Raw genomic sequence first — 23,455 nt, forward strand, 5'->3', positions numbered from 1 at the left:
TATGAAAATAATAGTCATTGATTATGACGCCGGCAATACGGCTAATGTCCTGCGAGCTTTGGATAAGATCGGTGTTGAGGCTGAGCTGTCAGCTGACCCGCAAAAGATTTTGGCAGCTTCTGGCTTGATTTTACCAGGTGTCGGTGCCTATCCGACAGCTATGGAGGAATTGAACAAACGCAGGTTGGTACCTGCTATCAAGGAAGCTGTTGCCAAAGGCACACCACTATTGGGGATTTGTCTGGGCATGCAATTGCTGACCGAAACAGGGCTAGAGCACCAGAAAACGGCTGGTTTAGGCTTCATTCCAGGTGCGACACGTGAAATCCCAGCCAAGAATGGTTTTCCAGTGCCTCACATGGGCTGGAATGATTTACAGGTCAAGCAGGAGTCGCCGCTGACAGCTGGTTTGCAGGATCAAGCAGTCTATTTCGTGCACAGCTATTTTACAGATGTCCCCCAAGCTTACATTGACGTAGCAGCTGACTATTCTATTCCAATACCTGCCATGATTCACAAGGACAATGTCTATGGCGCCCAGTTTCACCCCGAAAAATCAGGAACTGTCGGACTGGGCATCCTCAAAAAATTTGTAGACTTGTGTGAGCGATGAAAATAAATTAGAAAGGACGGTTCATTCAGGTATTTTCTGAACTGAACCCGAGCTAAAAGCATCGAGAAAAAGACAAACTGTCTAGTGGCTAAAGTCACGTCGCCAGTTTCCTATTTTCTTCTTGCTTTCTTAACGCTCTTGGTATCTTAATTATGCAGATTCTTCCTGCTATTGACATTAAAGACGGTCAGGCTGTCCGCCTTTTCAAAGGTGATTTTAAGCAGCAGACGGTGGTTAATCCTGATGTGCTGGGGCAGGCACGTATTTTTGCAGGTGCGGGCATTGACTTTATTCACGTTGTGGACCTTGATGGAGCTCTGGATGGTCAGGCGACCAACCGCGATCTCATTGCAGCGCTGAAAGTGGCGACAGGCCTTGGTGTTGAAGTCGGCGGCGGTATTCGTACGCTGAAGCAGATTGAGGACTATCTCAATGTCGGTATTGACCGTGTCATCATCGGATCTATGGCCGTTAAAAATCCTGCTTTTGTCAAGGCTGCACTGGATAAGTTTGGGGCAGATAAGATTGTCGTTGGTATTGATGCCAAGGATGGCTATGTTGCCACGGAAGGGTGGCTCAAGACCAGTACGGTTGACTACATCAGCTTGGCCAAGGAAATGGAAAAAATGGGAGTCAAGCTCTTTGTCTACACCGATGTTGACCGAGATGGCACGCTGACCGGTCCCAATTTTGACCATTATGAGCGTTTGGTGGCTGAGCTGACAACCGCCAAAGTTATCGCTTCAGGTGGCATTGCAGAGCTGGATAATTTGACCAAACTTGAGGCTATCGGTGTGGCAGGTACCATTGTCGGCAAGGCCTACTACAACGGCAATATCACGCTGGACGAGTTAAAAAGTTTTGGAGGATAAACATGCTGAAAAAACGAATTATTCCCTGCCTTGATGTCAAGGACGGGCGCGTGGTCAAGGGGGTTAATTTTGTCAATCTGACCGATGTCGGCGACCCGGTAGATTCGGCGCGTGCTTACTACCAAGCGGGCTGTGACGAACTGGTCTTCCTAGATATCACGGCGACCTCTGACAATCGCGAAACCACGGTAGATATGGTGCGGCGCGTGGCAGACCAAGTCTTCATCCCTTTTACCGTCGGCGGCGGCATTCGCTCGGCTGAGGACATGAACAAGATGCTCAAGGCTGGCGCTGATAAGGTTGCCGTCAATTCTTCGGCTGTGGTCAATCCGCAGCTCATCGCAGACTGTGCTGAAAAATTTGGCAGCCAGTGTGTAGTGGTGGCCATTGATGCTAAGAAACAGGCTGATGGCAGCTGGCATGTTTATGTGGCTGGCGGCCGCAAGGATACTGGCAAGGACTTGCTTGCCTGGGTCAAGGAAGCAGTCCGTCTCGGTGCTGGCGAGATTCTTCTGACCTCCATGGACAAGGACGGTACCAAGTCAGGCTTTGATTTGGACATGCTCAATGCAGTTGCAGCGGTGGCAGATGTCCCTATCATTGCCTCAGGCGGTGCGGGTAATATTGCCCACATGGTGGAAGTTTTTGAGAAAACCCCAGCGACTGGATCCTTGGCAGCCTCTATTTTTCACTATGGAGAAGTTGCTGTCGCAGATACCAAGCAAGCCATGGCAGCAGCAGGAATTGAGGTGCGCTTATGACAGATATTCAACTTGATTTTACTAAGCAGGGCGGACTAATCCCTGTCATTGTCACAGATTATCAGACAGGACAAGTCCTTATGCTGGCTTATATGAATAAGGAGAGTTATCGACTAACCCTTGAAACCAAGCAAATGCACTACTGGAGCCGCTCGCGGCAGGAACTCTGGCACAAGGGCGCAACCAGCAGCCATTACCAATACGTTAAATCCATCAAAACAGACTGCGACCAAGATACCCTGCTTATCGCTGTCGAGCAAGTCGGCGCAGCCTGCCATACAGGAGCCTATTCTTGCTTTTTCAATGAGATTTACAGTGAAGAAGAGTAAAAGAAGTAGGACTGTCATTTCAAAAAATCGAAAGAAAGGAATTGAGTTTGAGCTAAAAGCTCGGAATTTTGATAAATTATCTGGAAAATCAGGATTTTCCGATAATTTCCTAAAATTCGGTTGCTTTTTAGACGCTCTCACATCTTAATTATGTTAGAAACCTTATACAAAGAAGCGCTGGATCGCAAACAGCACCCAAAAGAAGGGTCTTATACCAACTACCTTTTTGACAAGGGTTTGGACAAGATTTTAAAAAAGGTTGGTGAAGAAGCCACCGAAGTTGTTATCGGTGCCAAAAATGCCGACAAGACAGAAATCGCCAATGAAACAGCCGATGTCCTCTACCATTTGGCCGTCATGCTGGTCGAAACCGGCGTGACGCCGGATGATGTCAATAAAGTTTTGGAAGCCCGCCAGGGTAAAAAAAGCAATGTTCATGATCGAAAAGAAATTACAGATTATTAAAGACCAGAAAGGTGCTAAACCAGTAGGACATCCGTGACAAACAATGAACTGTTAAAGTCGAGGTTACATTCAAGAAAAAGTGGATAAAATATCATAGAAACCTTGGAGCAGGGAAGTTAATCTCATAAAAAACAGACTATAAAGCTCAAATCAGATGCTAGTTATCCATTGTAGGTGTAAAAATTCTCTTTAATCTCAAACAGGAGAAAACAACAGGTAACGGTTAACGTTTTCTTTGCAAAAGAGGCTGCTATAAATGCTTTTTTCGCCTAAGCAAAATAAGCAGCAGTCGGGTCTGTTATTTGGAAATAAGCCAATTACAGCTGCTATAACACTAGACTGTACTTTCTGCAGCTTGATGTTATGGGTTTTGTTTTTGTCAGAAGATTTGAGCCAATCAAGGGTAAAATCGGACGGAGTACAAAAAAAGACTGATCGCTACTGAGCTGTATCCAAATTGTTAGATTTTCTGTCTAACTTTTGAGGATGGTACAGTTCAAAATTGATCAGTCTTTTATTTATTGATATTTCAAGAAAACCCTAGTCATCCTTGGGCACTTTCTCGAACAGCAGCTGCAACTGTTTTAGCAACCCCTTCTTGGAAGGCATCGGGAATAATATTGGTTGGACTGAGTTCACTAGCAGGAATGAGATCGGCGATACCGTGTGCCGCTGCAATCTGCATGTCAATCGTAATCTTTTTAGCTCGGGCATCCAGAGCACCGCGGAAAATACCTGGGAAGGCGAGGACGTTATTGATTTGATTAGGAAAATCACTGCGTCCGGTTCCGACAATATAGGCACCACCAGCAATAGCTTCATCAGGGAATATTTCAGGAACGGGATTAGCCATAGCAAAGATAACAGGCTTGTCTGCCATTTCCTTAATCCATTCTGCCTTTAATACCCCCGGTACTGATACACCGATGAAAATATCTGCGCCTTGCAGGGCAGTTCTCAGATCACCTGACAAATGTTCACGATTGGTGAGCTTAGCGATATCAGCATGATGGGCTGGGAGATCAGGATCTTCCTCGTTGATAATACCTGCTCGGTCGACAACCGTGATATGCTTAGCCCCGGCAGCCAAGAATTTTCGTGTGATTGACAGACCTGCAGAACCGCCGCCATTCACGACGATCTTAACTTCATCAATGGCCTTGTTAATTAGCTTTAAACTGTTAAAAGCTGCTGCCAAAACAATAATGGCTGTACCATGCTGGTCGTCATGGAAAATCGGAATGTTACATTCTTCAATGAGCCGCTCTTCAATTTCGAAGCAACGTGGCGCACTGATATCTTCGAGATTAACCCCACCAAAAGTTGGAGCTATAGCCTTAACAGTAGCAATGATTTCCTCAGTATCCTGTGTATCAAGGACAATTGGGACAGCATCTACATTAGCAAACCGTTTGAAGAGAGCAGCCTTGCCTTCCATAACTGGCATTGCCGCTTCAGCACCAATATTTCCTAGTCCCAAAACAGCAGAACCATCACTGACAACTGCTACTGTGTTCTTTTTGGTTGTCAATTCATAAGCCAATTCCTTATTTTCCGCAATAGCCGAAGAAACAGCAGCAACACCGGGTGTATAAGCGATGCTTAAATCTCTTTTATCTTCAACTTTGACTTTAGAAGTAACCTCCAACTTGCCTCCGTTTTCTCTAGCTTGTTGCAAAGCCAGCTCTCTAACATCATTTGACATAATAATTCCTCCATTTATAAGATTATAGTTAATGTAGTTAATGATTAAAAAATAAACCGTAAGATAGCCGTCATGGTGATGACTGTGATAGCTCCCCCAAGACGGGTAGCTACTTGGGCAAAGGGCATGAGATTCATACGATTGGCTGTACTCAAGATAGCCACATCTCCTGTACCGCCCATTCCGCTTTGGCAGGCAGAAATAATAGCAGCCTCAATCGGATACATGTTCATAAAACGGGCAACGAAGAACCCAACCGAAATAACAGTGAAGACAACACTGATCACAATAATAAAATAGGGCAGTGTTAATACTCCGACTACATCCTTCAGCGGAATATAGAGCAGACCGAGTCCAGCCATCAAAGGATAAGTGAAGTTGCCTGAGATAAATTTATAGAGCTGCTTAGCCCCATGCTGTGTTTCCTTAGGGATGACATTGAGATATTTGAGAGCAGCGGCAGCTACAATCATCAATACTGGTCCTGGGAAACTTGTCAAATGCTGCAGCAGATGGCCAATAATGAATAAACTGCAGGCTGTCAGAACGCCAGCTCCCATTTTTTTAATATCAAGCGGGCCGGAGTCATCCTCAAGGGCGTCGGCCATATCATCCTGTGATTTAAGTTTGACTAGCTGTCCCTGCCCAGACAAGTCAGTTCGTTTTTCTCCCCAGCGCGATAGGATAGCCGTGCATACAATGGCAAAGAAGTTGCCGACAATAGTAGCAGGGATAAGCTGTGCAACCAGCTGCTCACTTCCCATACCAGTAATGGCACTGTAACCAAGGGACAGTGGGAGAATGCCTTCCCCGATTCCTCCGGCGAGAACTGGCGTGACAATAAAGAAGAGAGTATGCTTCCAGTCTTGTCCCAACAGTACTCCAACCAAGGTACCGACTGCCATAGCGCACACCATTCCTAGCATCATGGGGATAATCATCCGTATCAACCCTTGCACTAAGATTTTACGGTTCATGCCTAAAATGCTGCCGCAGACCAAACAGGCAATATAGAAGTACAGAAAGTTGGCCTGTTTCATCAGGATATCTGTAGCATCTAAAATGTTCTGGTTGAGCAAATTGAGAAAAACTAAAATAGAAGGCATCAGCAATGAAAAAATAGCCGGACCTCCAAAGTTTTTCAAAATCGGGATATTACCGCCGATTGTTCCTAAGAGCCAACCTAGAGTCAGAATAACTGCAAAGCCTCCCAGCATGTTAACAGGCAGCTGCTGAAGCAGGGCTGTAATCAAGATGATTACAGACAAAACTAGGTAGACAGGAAGGGGAACAGAACCAACATAGCGGTTCATCCACTTGTCCCAACCTGTTAGGGTATTATTAACCTTTTCCATAAATTCCTCCTCCTAATTTTATTAATAAACACATTATAAAAGAATATTATTTAAGACTTAAGATTATTTAAGTAATTTAAGTAAATCAATTTTTTTAAAAAGAAGAACTTATAGGAAATGTGTTATACTGAAACAATGAAGCGCTTACATATAAGACTCCTGCCAATAAAAGTAAGAGGTGACTATGAAAAAGAGCTTGAATCTTAGAAATTTGTTAACCATGGTCTTCATTCTGACACTTTTACTGATGGTTTCTCTATTTTACTTACTGACTCTCTATCAGCACTCTCAGCTTATGTACAAGCTGCAGGAAAAGCAGCTGCTTTCTCTTGGCCGCCAGTTGGCTCTGGATCCGCAGGTCAAAGCGGCTCTTTTAAATAAACATCAAAGCGGAAAATTAGAAGCTTATACTAAAGAGATTGCGGCCATTCATGAACTGGATTTCGTGGTTATTACTGACATGCAGGGGATTCGCCTGACCCACCCAGATAGCAGCAAAATTGGCAAGCATTTTGAAGGAGGTGATGAACTGCCTGCTCTAAAAGGCAGGACAAAAATATCAGTCAGTCGGGGGAGTCTGGGCAAGTCCCTGAGAGGGTTTGTCCCTATCTATGCCGACAGCACGAAGAAGAAACAAATCGGTGTTGTGGTATTGGGAATCAAGGTGCGCTCCTTGAGCACTCTCATCAAAACCTCGCGTCAAGGTTATTCTCTGGCCTTGCTCCTAAGCGTTATGGCAGGTTTTGCAGCTGCGACTGGCTTAGCTTTCTATCTCAAACGACAGCTTCTTAATTTGGAACCCAAAGAACTATCTCGTCTTTTTGAAGAACGCAATGCGATGCTGGATCAGAGCAAGGATGCCGTGGTCGTGATTGATCTTAGTTACCGAATTAATTTGGCCAATATCGCTGCAGAGCAGCTTTACCGCAAAAACAGCGGCCTCAGTGACAGTCTGGTGGGACAGTCTATTGCCCAGCTGATGGCAGATTTTTCTCATGATATGCTGGAAAATCAAAAAGAGCAGATCTATCGGCAAAAGGGTCAAGACTATATTTTTTCATCGTCTCCTATTGAAGTAAATGGTAAGCGGATTGGCTGGCTTATCTTTTTACGCAATGCTACCGAATCTTTCCTGATTATGGATCAGCTAGCCAATACAACCGCCTATGCCTCGGCCTTGCAGGCCCAAACTCACGAATTTGTCAACCGTCTCCACGTCATCTATGGTTTGGCAGACCTCAATGCTTATGAGGAATTGAAAGTCTACTTGGAAGATATCCTGAAACCAGATCATGAGTTTGCCCAGCAGCTGCCTTTTTTGGTTGGAAATCCTCAGATTGCAGGTTTTTTGAATGGTGAACGCCAAAAATTTATGGAGCGTAAAACACCGCTAGTGATTGAAATTTCATCTGAAATTCCGGCCAGTCAAAACGAAGCAGAGACTAAGGCTTTGATTAATATCTGCCGTTATATCCACCATGTCCTCCTGCAGTTTGTTCTATCTACTCAGCCCTCTTTGCTGCTTCATTATAAGAATGTCCAGTTAACGGTATGCTACCTTTTGACCCTGCCCAATAAGCAGCATAGACAGCTGCAGAGCTATTTTGATAATCATTTCTTTCAGCAGATGCTGGAAGAGCATAGGGCTGATTTTGAATTAGAAATAGACCATGATTTGGTTCAGCTTGTTTTAGTATTACCCTACAGGGAGGAAAGCAGATGAAGGTACTCATTGTAGAAGACGATCCTATGGTCGAATTTATCCATCGCAACTACTTAGAAAAAGGCGGTCAGTTTGAGGCGATCTATTCGGCTAATTCTTTGCAAGATGCAGAAGAATTGCTGGAAAGTTATGAAATTGATCTGATTCTCTTGGATGTTCATTTGAAAGACGGCAGTGGTTTAGAACTTCTTAGTGATCTCCGTAAGCAGCATAGCAATAGCGATGTTATCTTGATTACTGCCGCTAATGAAGCTCAAACTGTTAAGGAAGGGCTCCATCTGGGAGTTGTTGACTACCTAATCAAACCGTTTACGAATCAGCGCTTTCAGCAAAGCATAGCTCTTTTTATCCGGCAAAGAACCAATTTAAACAAGGCCACTGTCGGTCAAGAACAGATTGATCAGCTTATCAGTAGCCATGAAAAGCAGGCAAAACAGGACGTTTCAGAACTGGATAAGGGACTATCTTTGGAAACCCTACAAAAGATTAAAAAGGTAATTCTCGCACAGCCAGCTCCTTTTACCATTCAGAAACTGGCTGATAGCTGCCAAATCTCCCATGTTACCATCCGTAAATATGTCTCCTATCTGGAAGAGCAGCAATATCTCAACAGCCATGTCATTTACACCAAGGTTGGCCGTCCTTACAAGGTTTTTGAAAAGCGAGAGTAGAAGCAACTCTAAAACAGTTCAGTCGTTCAGCTTCTTGTTTTTTGCTTCTAGGTATAATGGTCTAAGTTCTGGAGTGCTTTCTAATATGACTAGTCTATTTCTTAAACTGATGGTTTTTCTCAATGTTCAGATCAAGCATGGAAGTGAGTAAAGAAAGAATGAATTAGGCCTTTATTGGTCAAACTAAGAATAGCGGGTAAGCAAAAAGGAAGGTCTGATCCCCAAAGAGTGGATAAAACCTTCCCTTTATTTTATTATGACTCAAGAATCTGTTGTAAAAGCCGAGCAGCTACAGTCTTGAAAGTTTGTTGGTTTATTTGCTAATACTTTAGTCTTTAGTTTGTTTCGCGAAGTTAAGTTATAAAAGCAATCCCATAAATCATAAATCTTCACTTCCCTTGAAGACTGCGCAAAGAACCCAAGAAATTTTAAAATCAAAGCAGCAAAACCAAAATGTTCATTGTTTTGAATATACAAATAGAGAAGACAAGGCTTGTCCTCTCTAGAAGTGAATCATCCGCTACAGTCGATAAAGAGCCAACAAATCACTACAGGTTTGTTAGTCCTCTATTCTTATCTATGGTCTACTACTTGGAGCTGGAAGAGCTTGAACTGCTGGAGCTATTAGAACCATGGATTTCAGAGTAACTCTTAGGCTTATAAAGTTTGGTCGTTGTCTTGTCGCCATTGCGGTGGAAGGCACTGGTTGATTTATCCCCTCGTTTTTTATTGATCTTTTTGAGATCATTCAGCGAGTTGGTATAGGAGTATTGACTTGCATCGGTTTTTTCCAAGCCAGGGAAATTAGCAAAGCGCAGCAAGTCTCCAGTTTGGATTGTGTCACTGTTGGATAGTTGAGTAGCCACAGCTTTGCGGAATTTATCGAGATCGGCCTGCGTTACCGTATTTGGTTTAATGATTTCTTGACCGGTTTGAGTATAGTAGGTCTTACCCCCATAACTAGTATAAGTAGGAGTGATGTAGTAACCAGGGGTACGAAGTGGTACTAGCTGATCGTTGGATGGTGACAGAAGATCTTGTCCCATTTGAATGTATCCTTTAGTATCAATACCGAGAAGATGGAGTAAGGTTGGCAGAGAGTCAATTTCACCACCGTAAGTATCGCTGACAAAGCCATCAGTATAGCCTGGTATATTGATGATGTAAGGTACTCGTTGCATCATAGCATTATCGTAGTCAGACCAAGTTTCTGAGTCCTTATCAAGCAGGGGTGCTAGGCTGGTGTTGCGGTCGTTTGAAATACCGTAGTGATCCCCATAAAGGACGATAATTGAGTTATCATAAAGGCCGCTGGCCTTGAGATAATCAAAGAAGGACTTAAGAGCCGAGTCCAGATAGTTAGCTGTTGCAAAGTAACCATTAACGGTGTCGTCACCTGTATCTGCCAAAGGGAAACCGAGTTCATCCTTTTCACCATTCAAGCTGGTGTAAGGATAGTGGTTAGATACGGTAATAAATTTCGTGTAGAAAGGTTGCTGCAGCTGTTCCAAATACTTGATAGAGTCCCCAAAGAGGTACTTGTCATTAAGACCATATTGGAAAGAATTACTGCTGTCTTGTTTTTGGAAGTAAGTTGAGTCAAAGAAGTAATTGTAACCCCACTGTTTATAAGTATTGTTACGATTCCAGAAGCTTCCAGTATTTCCGTGGAAAACAGCACTAGTATAGTCGCCTTTTTGCGCGAGGATAGATGGTGTGGCATAGGCTGTATTGTCACCACCGTAGTTAACCATATAAGAGCCGCTGTTTAAACCGTAGAGAGAGGTCTCCATCATGGTTTCTGCGTCAGAGGTTTTACCGTTTCTGACCTGATTAAAAAAGTTTGAAAATGAGATAGATGATGGAGAGTGGTAAAGGGAGTTAATAAAAGGTGTTACTTCATATTCCTGACCATCAGCTTTTAATTTATAGTCAATCAGGAACTGTTGGAAACTTTCTAAATGGATGACGATAACATTGCGTCCCTTGGCAACGCCAAAATATTTCTTATCAGGAGCTGCATAATTCTGGTCAACATACTTTTGCACGTCCTTGAGATCATCAGCCGTCGCAGAGCTGCGCTCTTTCTGTGCTTGATAAGTCTGATTAGCACTGTAGGTGATAAAGGCTGGCAGTCCAATTCCCCGAACTACATAGTAATTGGAGAAGCCGCGGGTCAAGAGTTGGGGACGAATAACCTCCGCAACAAAGAGATTAGCAGAAAAAAGTAGAGCAGACAGAGCAGTCACTGCAAAACTCGCTCGCTTGTTGAAGTAGCGGCTATCTGATTTAATTTTTTTGCGAATTAATAGATAAGCAAAGAAGATTAAGTCAATTAAATAAAAGAGATCGGTCAGTTCAAAGAGATTGGCTGCCGAATCTCCTAAACCTGCTGCTGCCTTAGAGCTTGCCAGTAAGGTATTAACTGTGATGAAATCAGTAAACTCTCGGAAATAGATGGAATTCCCAATAATCACGATATTTAAAAAGAGGTAGATAAGGACTTCTAGGGTATAGAAAACCTTGCTATTTTTGAAATAGAGAGGAAGCCCTAAAATTAATAGTCCCAAAGGAAGAGGGTTGAGGACAGCCACGACAGTCTGAAGGGTATCCTCCAATTCTAGGTTAAAATCAATCGCGTAAGCCCACAGAGTCTTTATCCAATAGAAAAAGAGCAGGACTAGGACAAAGCCTAAACGCGTATTAATAATGCCACCCAATTTTTTCAAGGGACTTAAATACTTTTTCATTCTATATCCTCGATCACTGTTATTCTAAAAAATTCATTTTTCATTATACCACAAATTTAATTTTAAATATGAAACAAGGTAGAAAGTTTACTGAAATTTTGGTACAATACTTAGTATGAATAAGCTCACCGTGGATAGCTCGGTTGTCAAAAAAATTAACCGTGGCATTCAGCTCTTGCAAGGAGAAGATTTCAAAACACTTTCTTTAAAAGATCAGGTTCTGGAACTCTACTCGTCCAAGCAAGAGTTTCTGGGAACAGCCTACCTATCCCCGCAAAATAAGGGGGTTGGTTGGGTTATTTCGCGGCAAACTGTCCAACTGGATAAGATGTTCTTCATCAATCTCTTCAGGCAAGCCAGAAACAAGCGTCAATTCTACGAAAAGGATAATTTAACGACGGCATACCGCCTCTTTAATCAGGATGGTGACGACTTCGGTGGTATGACTATCGATCGCTATTCGGATTACGCGCTTTTCTCTTGGTATAATCCCTATATTTACAGCTTGAAGGATATTATTGTAGCGGCCTTTCGAGAAGTATTCTCTGAGCTTTTAGGTGCCTACGAGAAAATTCGCTTTAAAGGCTTGGATTATGAATCAGCACATTTATACGGCCAAGAAGCTCCTGATACGTTCACAGTCATAGAAAATGGTGTGACCTATTCGGTTTTTTTAAATGAGGGTTTGATGACGGGAATCTTTCTCGACCAGCATGAAGTTCGTGCCAGCCTCATTAACGGTTTGGCAATGGGAAAAACTGTCTTGAATATGTTTTCTTATACAGCGGCTTTTTCAGTAGCTGCGGCTATGGGAGGAGCTCTGGAAACCACTTCGGTTGATTTAGCTAAACGTTCACGCCAGCTGTCTGAAGCCCATTTTAAAGCTAACAACTTGGAGCTAACTCCTCATAGGTTGGTTGTAATGGACGTTTTTGAGTATTTTAGGTATGCCAAGCGCAAGGGCTTGAGCTATGATATTGTGGTTTTAGACCCTCCTAGCTTTGCTCGTAATAAAGGGCAAACATTCTCAGTTGTAAAAGATTATGATAAGTTGGTGCATCAAGCCCTAGAGATTTTAAATCCCGACGGAACTATTATTGCCTCAACCAATGCTGCAAATATGTCGGTTGAGCAATTCAAAAAACAATTAGAAAAAGGTTTCGGCAAAGCAGGACATCGGTATCTGAATTTGAAACAGTTGCCTGCTGATTTTGCTGTCAACAAAGCTGATAAGCGTAGTAATTATTTAAAAGTATATACAATAAAGGTAGAGTAGTAAGATCATGAAGATAGTAGTTCCAGTAATGCCACGTTCCCTAGACGAGGCTAATAACATTGACATCGCTAAATACGACCATGCTGATATTATCGAGTGGCGGGCAGATTTTCTCCCTAAGGAGAGTATTATCGAAGTAGCTCCGGCTATTTTTGAAAAATTTCCGGACAGGGAAATAATTTTTACACTAAGGACCGATAAAGAGGGCGGACAGATTTCGCTGACTGATGATGAGTATATCAACCTGATTAAAGAAGTTTCAGCTCTTTATCGTCCTGACTATATTGACTTTGAATACTATTCCCATCAAGAGGTATTCTCTCAGATGCTGGACTTTCCTAATTTGGTATTGTCCTACCATAATTTTCAAGAAACACCGGATAATCTCATGAGTATTATATCAGAGCTGACAGCTTTGACACCGCGTGTGGTGAAAATTGCAGTGATGCCGCGAAATGAACAAGATGTTCTTGATGTTATGAATTTTACACGTGGCTTCAAGGTCATTAACCCGGAACAAGATTATGCAACCATGTCAATAGGAAAACTTGGCCAAATTTCACGTATAGCTGGTGATTTGATGGGGTCCAGCTGGACCTTTGCCAGCGTTGAAGAGGGCAGTGCACCGGGTCAATTAGCTTTAACAGATATATATAAGATAAGGGAGATTCTCGATGCAGATTGACGGACATACACGGCTGGCGGCTGTAGTCGCACAGCCCATCAAGCATTCTATTTCACCTTTTATTCATAATTGGGCCTTTGATGCGACGGGCATTAATGGGGTCTACGTAGCCTGGGATATTCCTGAGGCAGACTTGGAGGAGTCTGTTAAAAATGTCCGTCGCTACGACATGTTTGGGATTAACCTTTCTATGCCTTATAAGCAAGCGGTTATCCCTTTTTTAGATGAGTTAGATCAAGCAGCAGAGCTCATTGGTGCTGTCAATACAGTTGTTAATAGTAAGGGTCGCTTAGTCGGCTACAATACGGATGGCTATGGGTTCTTTATGGCTTTGGCCAGAGATGGCTTTAATGTTAAAGAGAAAACCATGACCATTCTTGGAGGCGGTGGAGCTGCCACCTCAATTATTGTTCAGGCTGCCCTTAATGGTGTCCAGAAGATCAATATCTTTAACCAGTCAGTTTTCCTAGAAGATACTCGCAGTCAGGCAGAGCGCTATGCTCAAGCAACGGGAGCTGCTATCGAAGTTTTCCCTATTGAGAACCAGTCTCTTATTCAGGAAAAGATTACTCAGGCTGATCTTTTAGTAAATGCTACAAGTGTTGGTATGGACGGAGAATCTATGGTCATTGCGGACGATACGTTCTTGCCAGATGGTTTACGTGTAGCTGATGTTATTTATCAGCCTTTTGAAACTCCCTTTCTAAAATATGCTCGCAGCAAAGGACTTAAGGCGACCAATGGTCTGGGGATGCTCCTGTATCAGGCTGCTAAGGCTTTTGAGCTTTGGACGGGTGAAACAATGCCGACCGATACTATTTGGCAGGAGTTGACAAAGCGCTACGACGTTTAAGCATTGAGTGAGAGGTGCGCAGGATGAAATTACATGTAGATTTAACACATAATCCCTATGATATTGTGATCAAAAGAGGTGCTCTTAGCGAAGTTGGGATATGGGTAGCTGAACTTTGGCAGCCGCAAAAGATTGCCATTATTACGGACAATCATGTTGCCCGTCTCTATGCTGAGAAGGTTAAACTAGGTTTAGAAGGGGCTGGTTTTGAAGTTTGCGTTTTTGATTTCTTGGAAGGAGAAGCCAGCAAGAGCCTGACCACAGCTACAAAAGCCTATGAGTTTCTCATTAAGCAGGGAATGACCCGCAGCGATGGTATTGTTGCCTTAGGCGGCGGTGTTGCGGGAGATTTGGCTGGTTTCATCGCCTCTACCTATATGCGCGGTATCCACTTTCTGCAGATCCCAACTAGTCTGACAGCACAGGTAGACTCTTCTATTGGTGGAAAAACGGGGGTCAATACTCCCTTGGCTAAAAATATTGTGGGGAGTTTTGCTCAGCCAGATGGTGTACTCATTGACCCTGATACGCTGCAGACTCTAGGAAAACGTGAGCTTATCGAGGGAATGGGAGAGGTCATTAAGTATGGTCTTATCAATGACGTGGAGCTTTGGCAGGAATTGGAGACTATGTCAGGGACAACTCAATCTATCTTAGAGCATGCGGAATCTATCATATATCATTCCTGCGATGTTAAGCGTAAAATTGTAGTTGAAGATGAATTTGAAGGCGACGTTCGTATGTACCTTAACTTTGGTCATACTATCGGTCATGCCATTGAGCAAACAGCAGGCTATGGTAAGGTGATGCACGGGGAAGCTGTTGCTATTGGAATGGTACAGTTATCGCGGGTAGCCGAACAAAAAGGATTGATGCCCGCAGGTATTACGCAACAGATTGCCGATATGTGTATCAAGTTTGGACTGCCAATTGACCACGAACCGTGGGAGGTTGAAGAGCTTTACACTGCTTTAACCCATGATAAAAAAGCACGGGGAAATAGCATTAAGACAGTTATCCTTCCTAAAATTGGACAGGCTGCTGTTAATCAAATCCCCTTGGCTGAGATGAAAGATTATTTGGTGAAGTAAATGAGATATTTAACAGCAGGTGAATCACACGGTCCACGTCTAACGGCTATTATTGAAGGCGTACCTGCAGGTTTATCCCTAGCAGCGGAGGATATAAATACTGATCTTAGACGCCGTCAAGGTGGCTATGGTCGCGGTGGGCGCATGAAAATAGAAAGCGACCAGATCGTTTTTACCTCAGGTGTTCGCCATGGAAAAACCACCGGTGCTCCAATTACAATGGATGTCCTTAATAAGGATCACCAGAAGTGGCTGGATATTATGTCCGCAGAAGATATTGAGGAGCGCCTCAAGACCAAACGAAAGATTACCCATCCACGGCCTGGGCATGCAGATTTAGTCGGTGGTATCAAGTACCGCTTTGACGATCTACGCAATTCTTTGGAACGTTCGAGTGCCCGTGAAACGACCATGCGAGTCGCAGTTGGAGCAGTAGCTAAACGTATACTAGCCGAATTGGGTATTGAAATTGCTAATCATGTTGTGGTCTTTGGCGGCAAGGAAATTGATGTGCCCGATGGTCTGAGCGTCTCGCAAATCAAAGAGTTAGCGGCCAAGTCGCAAGTATCAATTGTCAACCAAGAGCGTGAACAAGAAATTAAAGATTACATTGACCAGATAAAAAAAGAAGGCGACACCATCGGCGGTGTTATTGAGACGGTCGTTGGCGGTGTTCCGGTTGGACTGGGCTCCTATGTGCAATGGGATACCAAACTAGATGCCAAGATTGCCCAAGCGGTTGTTTCAATCAATGCCTTTAAAGGCGTTGAGTTTGGCCTTGGCTTTAAGGACGGTTATTTGCGCGGCAGCCAAGTTATGGACGAGATTCTCTGGAATGAAGAAGAGGGTTATACCCGCAGAACCAATAATCTAGGTGGTTTTGAGGGCGGGATGACTAATGGTCAACCTCTTGTCATCCGCGGTGTCATGAAACCCATTCCGACTCTCTATAAACCGCTGATGTCAGTTGATATCGAGACACATGAGCCTTATAAGGCTACGGTTGAACGTTCTGATCCAACTGCTCTACCTGCAGCTGGTGTTGTCATGGAGGCTGTTGTCGCAACAGTTTTGGTTGATGAAATCTTGGAAAAATTCTCATCGGACAACATGGAAGAACTTAAAGAAGCAGTGGCACGCCATCGCGATTATGTGAAGAACTTTTAATCGTGGTATTCCTCCGGTAAATACTTGTTCATTTTTCGGAGGCAAATTCACCTTCATTGCGTTATCATAAAATAAAATGATCGTACAGCTGAAGGAGTTTGATAAATGATTACCGATAACACTTTAACCCATCGCTATTACCGTGCCCTTGTTGAGCGAGACATACAATTTGATGGCATCTTTTTTGCAGCTATCAAAACGACAGGTGTCTTTTGCCATGCGACTTGCCGTGCTAGAAAACCCAAATTTGAAAATTGTCTTTTTTATCGCACTGCTGAAGAGGCCTTGCTTGCGGGATATCGTCCCTGTAAAATCTGCTGTCCTTTGTCTTATCCCCAACAAATACCTGATGATATAAAGGTTTTAGTGGATGCGGTAGAAAGCGACCCAGAAAAACATTGGCGGGAAGAAGACTTTAGAGAGCTGGGGTTACATTCTGCTACAGCAAGACGAAAATTTAAAGATTATTATCACATGACCTTTGTGCAGTATGCCAGATCTCGTCGAATGGGATTAGCTTTCAAAGAAATCCAAGAAGGCTCAAAAGTTATTGACCAGCAGCTAGCAATGGGTTACCAATCATCTAGTGGCTTTAATGATGCTTTTACGAAAATTATGGGGAACCCTGCTAAAAAAACGGATGTTATAGTTATCACCGCCTCTTTTATCATGACTCCAATAGGTCGCATGCTTGCTCTTGCTGATGACAACTATCTTTACCTCTTAGAATTTGATAATCGCAGGGGCTTGGAAAAAGAACTTGAAAAATTGCGTCAGCAACAAAATGCTCGTATCATTCATGGTCACAACATGATCTTAGAGCAGTTAAAAAAAGAATTAGAGGACTATTTTAAAGGGCTTTCTGCTGATTTCACAATTCCACTATATCAAAGAGGGACAGGCTTTCAGCGTTCAGTTTGGAAACTGCTGCAGGAAATTCCTGTAGGTGAAACAAGGTCTTATAAGGATTTGGCCCTGTCTCTAGGTGATTCTGATAAAGTAAGGGCAGTTGGGAATGCCAACGGTGCCAATCAAATTTCAATTTTGATTCCTTGCCATCGCGTCATTGCTGCAAATGGTGATTTAGGCGGTTATGGCGGTGGTATTGAGCGTAAGCGATACCTTTTGGCATTGGAACAAAAAATAATAAGTAGCAAGCATTAGGAAAAAGGCAACAGAAAAAAGGGAGAATCATGACGAAAACAATTTATATAGCCGGCCTTGGACTGATTGGCGGTTCAATTGCTCTAGGCATCAAACGTGGTCACCCTGACTACACTGTTTTGGGCTACAATCGCTCAGATAAATCTCGTAACGTTGCTCTGGAGCGCGGTATAGTCGATGAGGCAACAGCAAATTTTGCTGAATTTGCACCAAGAGCAGATATCATTATTCTAGCTGTTCCCATTAAGCAAACGATTGGTTTTATTAAGGAATTAGCTGAACTGAGACTTAAGGACAATGTGATTATCACAGATGCCGGCTCAACTAAGAGAGATATCGTTGCTGCTGCTGAATCTTATTTAGCCAATTGTCCAGTCCAATTTGTAGGTTCTCATCCTATGGCTGGTTCACATAAATCTGGAGCTATTGCGGCGGATATCAACCTCTTTGAAAATGCTTATTATATCTTCACGCCTACTGCTTTAACCCGACCGCAAACGATTGTTGACCTAAAGAAGATATTAAGTGGTCTGCATGCGCGTTTTATCGAGATAGATGCTGAGGAGCATGATTGTGTGACGAGTCAAATTTCCCACTTTCCCCATGTTTTGGCTGCCAGTCTTATGGAGCAAGCTGGGGATTATGCGCAAGATCATGAGATGACGAATCATTTTGCTGCTGGTGGTTTTCGGGATATGACTCGGATTGCTGAAAGTGAACCTGGAATGTGGAGCAGTATTCTGCTGACTAATAAAAAGGCCGTTCTCGGTCGGATTGCTGACTTTAAACAACGCTTGGATACGGTAGCAGATCGTATTGAAAAAGGTGATGAAGAGGCAATTTGGCAATTTTTTAATCAGGCTCGCTTGACTCGCAAAGCTATGGAAATCCATAAAAAAGGTGGGATAGACAGTGGTTTTGACCTCTATGTTACCATTCCCGATGAAGAAGACAGCATTTTAAAAGTTATGGAACTGCTGCGTGGCATTTCCGTCATGAATATTCGTATCAATGAAGAAAACCGAGAAGATATCAATGGTATCTTACAGATTACCTTTAAAAATCAAAAAGACCAAGAACAGGCCCTGATCCTTATTAATAAAGGTTCAGACTATACAGTAACAATAGATTGAGGAGAAAACAGAAATGACTGCAAATATTTATGACCTAGCCAATGAACTTGAACGTGGCATTCGTGCGCTACCGGAATACCAAACTCTAGTTGACCAGAAAGCCCAAATTGATGCTAATGAGGAAGCAAAAACTTTATTTACAGAGTTTTCAGCCTTTCAAGAACAAATTTACACTGCTATGCAGTCTGGTCAAATGCCTAGTGAATCAGATCAAAAAAAGATTGAAGAACTTGGACAAAAGCTTGAAGACAATAGTCTTTTGAAATCTTATCTTGAGGCACAGCAAGCTCTGTCAGTTTATCTTAATGATATTGAGAAAATTGTCTTCTCGCCTCTAAGGGATCTAAATTAGCGAAGGAAATACTAACTTATATAAGAAAAGGGAGTGGGATCAACCAAAAAATAACAAAAGGGCTATCAACAAATGTTCATTTTTAGTTGTTGCCTGAAACAGTCTAGCCTCAGACTGTTTTTGACATTTGTTTTGCCAGTTCTATTTCCCGAGGTTGAGACAAAAGGTCTCAGCCTTATTTTTTTGGTTAATTTTATTTGCTAGGCGCAGTGGTTGGTTGGATATCCTTATACCCTGCTATACAAGTAATAGCGGCTATCCTAACCAACTGTAAAAGTGGAGATCAGACGAACAGTAGCCATCCCATAAGGTTCGGGGAGCCTTTGGAGGTTGAAAGTGAGATGAACGATGTTCATTGCATTCGTTTAGGTTTTTCCCTTTGATCTTCTGGTACAAGGAAAGCCAGCCAGCAGTGGTTCAGCGGTGCTAAAGTACCCAATGACCTGTGTAGGGGTAAGAGGTTATTCTAAAACAAAAATACTGGACGAGTTTCGCCCAGCTTCTTTTGCTGTAGAGTCCCTTATCTGGCTCACAGATCTTGGTTGAGAAGAGCGTTTAAGATCTGTGATACTTATTAAGACAGAAAAAAGTTAAGGCTATTTAATATAAAAGGTCTGATCTTTCAAATTAATTTCTTGAACCTTAGCAAATTTTTTCAGTTTTTTTAAATCCTCTGGATGGCTAATAAAGGTGATTACTGTACCATTCTTCCCCATTCGCCCGGTGCGTCCTGACCGGTGGGTATAGACATCTTTATTCCGAGGAAGATCGAAATTGACAACGGTTTCTAGATTCTCAATGTCAATACCGCGTGCTACTATATCAGTAGCCAATAGCAAGGAAATCTCCTGATTTTTGAAGCGCTCCAAGATAATTTTTCGGAACTTGACATTAACGTCGCTAGCCAAAGAAACGGCAGAAGCACCATTAAATTGTAAGCGTTCTTCACTGGCTCCTAAGTCGGAGAGGTTATTGAAAAAGACCAAGGCGCGAAATTCAGGAATATTGGACAGCTTGCGCAGGATTTCTAGGCGTTGACGTTTATCTACTTGGAGATAATAGTGATGGATATTGTCTAGACTTTGATCACTCAGATTGATCTCCAGAGTATCCTCAGCCAGCTCCTGCCGATCAATTTTAGACGTCGCACTCATGTAAATCATCTGGTGCTGGCGAGGGACATAGTGGGAAATCTTACTGACAAATTGGTATTGGGAATTACTAAGAAGTTCGTCAAACTCATCCAAGACGATGGTGTCTACATTCATCATCTTGATTTTTTTCAGCCTGATCAATTCTAAGACTCGTCCTGGAGTGCCAATTAAAATCTGCGGTCCCTTTTTGAGGCGTTCAATCTGTCTTTTTTGACTGGAACCAGAGATGAAAAGCTGGGCGGAAATCTTTACAGGTTCTGCCCAATCTTTGACAACCTCAAAAATCTGTCCAGCCAACTCAGTGTTTGGTGCTAAAATTAAGACTTGTTGACTTTTCAGTCTATCTATTTTTAAGAGGAGCGGCAGAAGGTAGGCTAGGGTTTTTCCCGTTCCAGTTGGGCTGATTCCTAAAAAGTTAGCACCGCTCTTTATCGGCTGAAACGCTTGCTTCTGGATAGGTGTCCAATCAGTGATATCTTTTTGCTGACACTTTTCTTGCAGTACTAGTGGGAGTTTGATGGTCATTATACTTCCTTTATTCTTTAATGTCGGCTTTAATTATACCATCTTTTAGGGTATAATAGGGAAGTTGATTTTTAATTAAAAGTTTTGGAGAAAAGCATGCGCAAAAAAACGATTATTATTGGCGTCACTGGTGGTTCTGGTGGTGGAAAAACCAGTGTTTCACGAGCGATTTTGAATCACTTTCCCGATTCCAAAATTGCGATGATTGAGCATGATTCCTATTATAAGGATCAGTCTCACCTGACCTTTGAAGAACGAGTTTCAACTAATTATGACCATCCTCTGGCTTTTGATACTGACCTTATGATTGAGCATATCAGGGAACTGCAGGCGGGGCGACCAGTAGATATACCGATTTACGATTATACCCAGCATACACGCAGTGAGCAAACCTATCGGCAAGAGCCGCAGGATGTTTTTATCGTGGAGGGGATTCTAGTATTAGAGGATGAGCGCTTGCGCAATCTCATGGATATTAAACTTTTCGTTGATACAGATGATGATATTCGTATCATTCGCCGTATTAAACGGGATATGGAAGAGCGCGACCGCAGTTTAGATAGTATCATTGAACAATATACCAGTGTGGTCAAGCCCATGTATCACCAGTTCATTGAGCCGACAAAGCGCTATGCTGATATTGTTATCCCAGAAGGAGTATCAAACCTTGTGGCTATCGACCTTATCAATACTAAGATTGCCAGTATCTTGGGTAACTAACTATTAACAGCGGACAAGGTGGGATCTTATTGGAAAGCTGTTAACTTTAGAGACCCTCTGTCTGTTAAACGGTTTGTGATAGCTATACACACCTTCGCACCTAGATGTTTGAAATATTTGCCAGCCGCTAGCTTTATTTTAGAACTTTTATCGAGATATAATTATCCGATTTTTCAGAAAATTTCTAAAAACACTTGACTTTCCTTTTAGAATAGGATAGGATATTAAGCAAGAAACATCGAAGGGAAAAAGTCAAATGATCTCACAACCTATGACAGTCTTGTTGTTGAGGAATGAGGGCTAGTGCAAAAGCATTAGTCCTGTTTGGCTTACCAAGCGGGATTCATGAAAACATCTCGCTTGGTGCGAGGTGTTTTTATTTATCTTATTAAAAAAACAGGCCAGTGAGCATCTCATCCTTAAAAAGTACCAAAAGGGTGAAAATAAGGGTAAATTTTAATGAACTTAATTTCATACGGAGAGCTTAAGGTGCGTTTTACTGATTTATTAAAAAGAGAGGTAAGTCTATGCATAAAGTAGAATTTCTTGACACCACCCTGCGCGATGGTGAACAAACTCCAGGGGTTAACTTTTCAGTAAAAGAAAAGGTAGCCATTGCTAAGCAGCTGGAAAAATGGGGCATTTCTGCTATTGAAGCAGGATTCCCTGCAGCTAGTCCGGATTCTTTTGAAGCTGTTAAACAGATTGCAGCTGCCATGACAACTACAGCTGTAACAGGTTTGGCTCGTTCAGTTAAGTCGGATATTGATGCTTGCTATGAGGCCTTGAAAGATGCGAAATATCCTCAGTGCCATGTCTTTATTGCGACAAGTCCTATCCATCGTGAATTTAAGCTGAAAAAATCTAAAGAAGAAATTTTGGACGTCATTAAAGAGCACGTTTCCTATGCTCGCCAGTATTTTGATGTCGTGGAGTTCTCACCAGAAGACGCCACACGAACGGAGCTGGATTATCTTTTGGAGGTAGTACAGACTGCCGTAGATGCTGGAGCAACCTACATCAATATTCCGGATACTGTGGGGTTCACGACACCGACCGAATTTGGACATATTTTTGAATACCTCATTGAAAATATCAAGTCTGATCGCGATATCATTTTTAGTCCCCATTGCCATGATGATCTCGGTATGGCTACAGCCAATACCTTGGCTGCTATTAAAAATGGAGCCGGTCGAGTTGAAGGGACCATCAATGGTATTGGAGAGCGAGCAGGGAATGTAGCGCTAGAGGAAGTTGCAGTAGCCCTCAATATTCGTAAAGATTATTTTAATGCAACTAGCGATATTATTCTTAATGAAACAGTGAATACTTCTGCTATAGTATCGCGCTTCTCAGGTATCCCTGTACCTAAAAACAAAGCTGTGGTCGGTGGCAATGCTTTCTCTCATGAATCTGGCATTCATCAAGATGGTGTGCTCAAGAATCCATTGACCTATGAAATCATTACCCCTGAGCTGGTTGGGGTTAAGCAAAGCTCCCTGCCGCTTGGTAAGTTGTCGGGCCGTCATGCATTTGTTGAGAAACTTAAAGAGTTGGAGCTGGATTTTGCTGAAGAGGAAATTACCACCTTCTTTGCCAAATTTAAAAAATTAGCAGATAAGAAGCACGATATCCGAGATGCAGACATCATCGCCTTAGTGGAAGGCAACGATGTTGCTAATCCGGAAGGCTTCCATTTTGATGATCTGAAATTAACCTCAAACAATGATGATACTGTAACAGCCGTCGTAACCATGACCAACATCGACGACGAGCAGGTTGATGTCGTTGCTAATGGCAAGGGTTCTGTTGAGGCCGCCTTTAATGCTATTGATAAGTTCTTTAATCAAACCGTTAAACTACTCAGCTACAGTATTGATGCCATCACAGATGGTATTGATGCTCAAGCTCGTGTTGCAGTTTCTGTTGAGAATGTTGATACGGGTACGATTTTCAACGCCTCTGGTATTGATTTTGATGTTATGAAGGCTAGTAGTATAGCTTATGTGAATGCCAATGTCTTTGTTCAAAAGGAAAATGCTGGAGAAATTGGCCGGCGTCTGTCAGAAAAAGACATGTAAAAGGGAGATA

At 42.7% G+C, this 23,455-nt stretch carries 21 protein-coding genes; 17 read left to right on the forward strand and 4 right to left on the reverse strand.

Going from position 1 to position 23,455, the window contains the following annotated elements:
• Window position 1 precedes the first annotated feature (1 nt).
• The 5 genes from hisH to hisE all read left to right on the forward strand — a co-directional run bounded on the left by hisH (window position 2) and on the right by hisE (window position 3,040).
• Complete coding sequence (gene hisH, locus ACVR1G_RS00055) at window positions 2-613, forward strand: imidazole glycerol phosphate synthase subunit HisH (RefSeq protein ID WP_447451186.1); 612 nt, start codon at window positions 2-4, stop codon at window positions 611-613.
• 152 nt (window positions 614-765) lie between these two features.
• Window positions 766-1,485 (forward strand): 1-(5-phosphoribosyl)-5-[(5-phosphoribosylamino)methylideneamino]imidazole-4-carboxamide isomerase, encoded by a 720-nt coding sequence (gene hisA, locus ACVR1G_RS00060; protein WP_447451187.1) that lies wholly within the window; start codon window positions 766-768, stop codon window positions 1,483-1,485.
• Window positions 1,486-1,487: 2 nt separating this feature from the next.
• On the forward strand, window positions 1,488-2,246 hold the full coding sequence (hisF, locus tag ACVR1G_RS00065) for an imidazole glycerol phosphate synthase subunit HisF (RefSeq protein WP_447451188.1): 759 nt from the start codon (window positions 1,488-1,490) through the stop codon (window positions 2,244-2,246).
• Window positions 2,243-2,575 carry a phosphoribosyl-AMP cyclohydrolase gene (gene hisI, locus ACVR1G_RS00070; RefSeq protein ID WP_447451189.1) on the forward strand — a complete coding sequence of 111 codons (333 nt, stop codon included), beginning with the start codon at window positions 2,243-2,245 and terminating at the stop codon, window positions 2,573-2,575. The genes hisF and hisI overlap by 4 nt, the downstream gene beginning before the upstream one ends.
• 150 nt (window positions 2,576-2,725) lie before the next feature.
• Window positions 2,726-3,040 (forward strand): phosphoribosyl-ATP diphosphatase, encoded by a 315-nt coding sequence (hisE, locus tag ACVR1G_RS00075; RefSeq protein ID WP_447451190.1) that lies wholly within the window; start codon window positions 2,726-2,728, stop codon window positions 3,038-3,040.
• 544 nt (window positions 3,041-3,584) lie between these two features.
• On the opposite strand, the gene ACVR1G_RS00080 is transcribed toward hisE, so the two are convergent.
• Window positions 3,585-4,745, reverse strand: a complete 1,161-nt coding sequence (locus ACVR1G_RS00080; protein WP_447451191.1) for an NAD(P)-dependent malic enzyme — start codon at window positions 4,743-4,745, stop codon at window positions 3,585-3,587.
• Window positions 4,746-4,789: 44 nt separating this feature from the next.
• Window positions 4,790-6,100, reverse strand: a complete 1,311-nt coding sequence (locus ACVR1G_RS00085; protein WP_447451192.1) for a 2-hydroxycarboxylate transporter family protein — start codon at window positions 6,098-6,100, stop codon at window positions 4,790-4,792.
• Between the two features lie 184 nt (window positions 6,101-6,284).
• On the opposite strand from ACVR1G_RS00085, the gene ACVR1G_RS00090 reads away from it, so the two are divergent.
• Both ACVR1G_RS00090 and ACVR1G_RS00095 read left to right on the forward strand, forming a co-directional pair.
• Entirely contained in the window at window positions 6,285-7,823 is a 1,539-nt protein-coding gene (locus ACVR1G_RS00090; protein WP_447451193.1) for a Spo0B domain-containing protein, read from the forward strand.
• Window positions 7,820-8,494 carry a response regulator gene (locus tag ACVR1G_RS00095; protein WP_447451194.1) on the forward strand — a complete coding sequence of 225 codons (675 nt, stop codon included), beginning with the start codon at window positions 7,820-7,822 and terminating at the stop codon, window positions 8,492-8,494. The genes ACVR1G_RS00090 and ACVR1G_RS00095 overlap by 4 nt, the downstream gene beginning before the upstream one ends.
• Before the next feature lie 587 nt (window positions 8,495-9,081).
• On the opposite strand, the gene ACVR1G_RS00100 is transcribed toward ACVR1G_RS00095, so the two are convergent.
• Entirely contained in the window at window positions 9,082-11,244 is a 2,163-nt protein-coding gene (locus ACVR1G_RS00100) for an LTA synthase family protein (RefSeq protein ID WP_447451195.1), read from the reverse strand.
• A 115-nt stretch (window positions 11,245-11,359) separates the two neighbouring features.
• On the opposite strand from ACVR1G_RS00100, the gene ACVR1G_RS00105 reads away from it, so the two are divergent.
• The 8 genes from ACVR1G_RS00105 (at window position 11,360) to ACVR1G_RS00140 (ending at window position 18,965) form a co-directional block, all read left to right on the forward strand.
• The gene (locus tag ACVR1G_RS00105; RefSeq protein ID WP_447451196.1) at window positions 11,360-12,520 is read left to right on the forward strand and encodes a class I SAM-dependent rRNA methyltransferase; all 1,161 of its coding nucleotides are present in this window, start codon (window positions 11,360-11,362) and stop codon (window positions 12,518-12,520) included.
• A 7-nt stretch (window positions 12,521-12,527) separates the two neighbouring features.
• A complete protein-coding gene (gene aroD / locus ACVR1G_RS00110) occupies window positions 12,528-13,205 on the forward strand; it encodes a type I 3-dehydroquinate dehydratase (RefSeq protein WP_447451197.1) in 678 nt (225 codons plus the stop codon).
• Window positions 13,195-14,058, forward strand: a complete 864-nt coding sequence (locus ACVR1G_RS00115) for a shikimate dehydrogenase (RefSeq protein ID WP_447451198.1) — start codon at window positions 13,195-13,197, stop codon at window positions 14,056-14,058. Before aroD ends, ACVR1G_RS00115 begins: the two co-directional genes overlap by 11 nt.
• 23 nt (window positions 14,059-14,081) lie before the next feature.
• The gene (aroB, locus tag ACVR1G_RS00120; protein WP_447451199.1) at window positions 14,082-15,149 is read left to right on the forward strand and encodes a 3-dehydroquinate synthase; all 1,068 of its coding nucleotides are present in this window, start codon (window positions 14,082-14,084) and stop codon (window positions 15,147-15,149) included.
• The gene (aroC, locus tag ACVR1G_RS00125; protein ID WP_447451200.1) at window positions 15,150-16,316 is read left to right on the forward strand and encodes a chorismate synthase; all 1,167 of its coding nucleotides are present in this window, start codon (window positions 15,150-15,152) and stop codon (window positions 16,314-16,316) included.
• 105 nt (window positions 16,317-16,421) lie between these two features.
• Window positions 16,422-17,480, forward strand: a complete 1,059-nt coding sequence (locus ACVR1G_RS00130; protein WP_447451201.1) for a bifunctional transcriptional activator/DNA repair enzyme AdaA — start codon at window positions 16,422-16,424, stop codon at window positions 17,478-17,480.
• Between the two features lie 26 nt (window positions 17,481-17,506).
• Window positions 17,507-18,613 (forward strand): prephenate dehydrogenase, encoded by a 1,107-nt coding sequence (locus ACVR1G_RS00135; RefSeq protein ID WP_522732193.1) that lies wholly within the window; start codon window positions 17,507-17,509, stop codon window positions 18,611-18,613.
• A 13-nt stretch (window positions 18,614-18,626) separates the two neighbouring features.
• Window positions 18,627-18,965, forward strand: coding sequence for a YlbF/YmcA family competence regulator (locus ACVR1G_RS00140; RefSeq protein WP_447451202.1), 339 nt, complete (start codon window positions 18,627-18,629; stop codon window positions 18,963-18,965).
• Window positions 18,966-19,561: 596 nt separating this feature from the next.
• Here ACVR1G_RS00140 and ACVR1G_RS00145 read toward each other — a convergent pair.
• Entirely contained in the window at window positions 19,562-20,644 is a 1,083-nt protein-coding gene (locus ACVR1G_RS00145) for a DEAD/DEAH box helicase (protein ID WP_447451203.1), read from the reverse strand.
• A 96-nt stretch (window positions 20,645-20,740) separates the two neighbouring features.
• On the opposite strand from ACVR1G_RS00145, the gene udk reads away from it, so the two are divergent.
• Together udk and ACVR1G_RS00155 are read left to right on the forward strand one after the other, a co-directional pair.
• On the forward strand, window positions 20,741-21,364 hold the full coding sequence (gene udk / locus ACVR1G_RS00150) for a uridine kinase (protein WP_447451204.1): 624 nt from the start codon (window positions 20,741-20,743) through the stop codon (window positions 21,362-21,364).
• 527 nt (window positions 21,365-21,891) lie between these two features.
• Window positions 21,892-23,445 carry a 2-isopropylmalate synthase gene (locus tag ACVR1G_RS00155; protein WP_447451205.1) on the forward strand — a complete coding sequence of 518 codons (1,554 nt, stop codon included), beginning with the start codon at window positions 21,892-21,894 and terminating at the stop codon, window positions 23,443-23,445.
• The last annotated feature ends 10 nt before the right edge of the window (window positions 23,446-23,455 follow it).

The sequence above is a fragment of the Streptococcus dentasini genome, assembly GCF_053206945.1.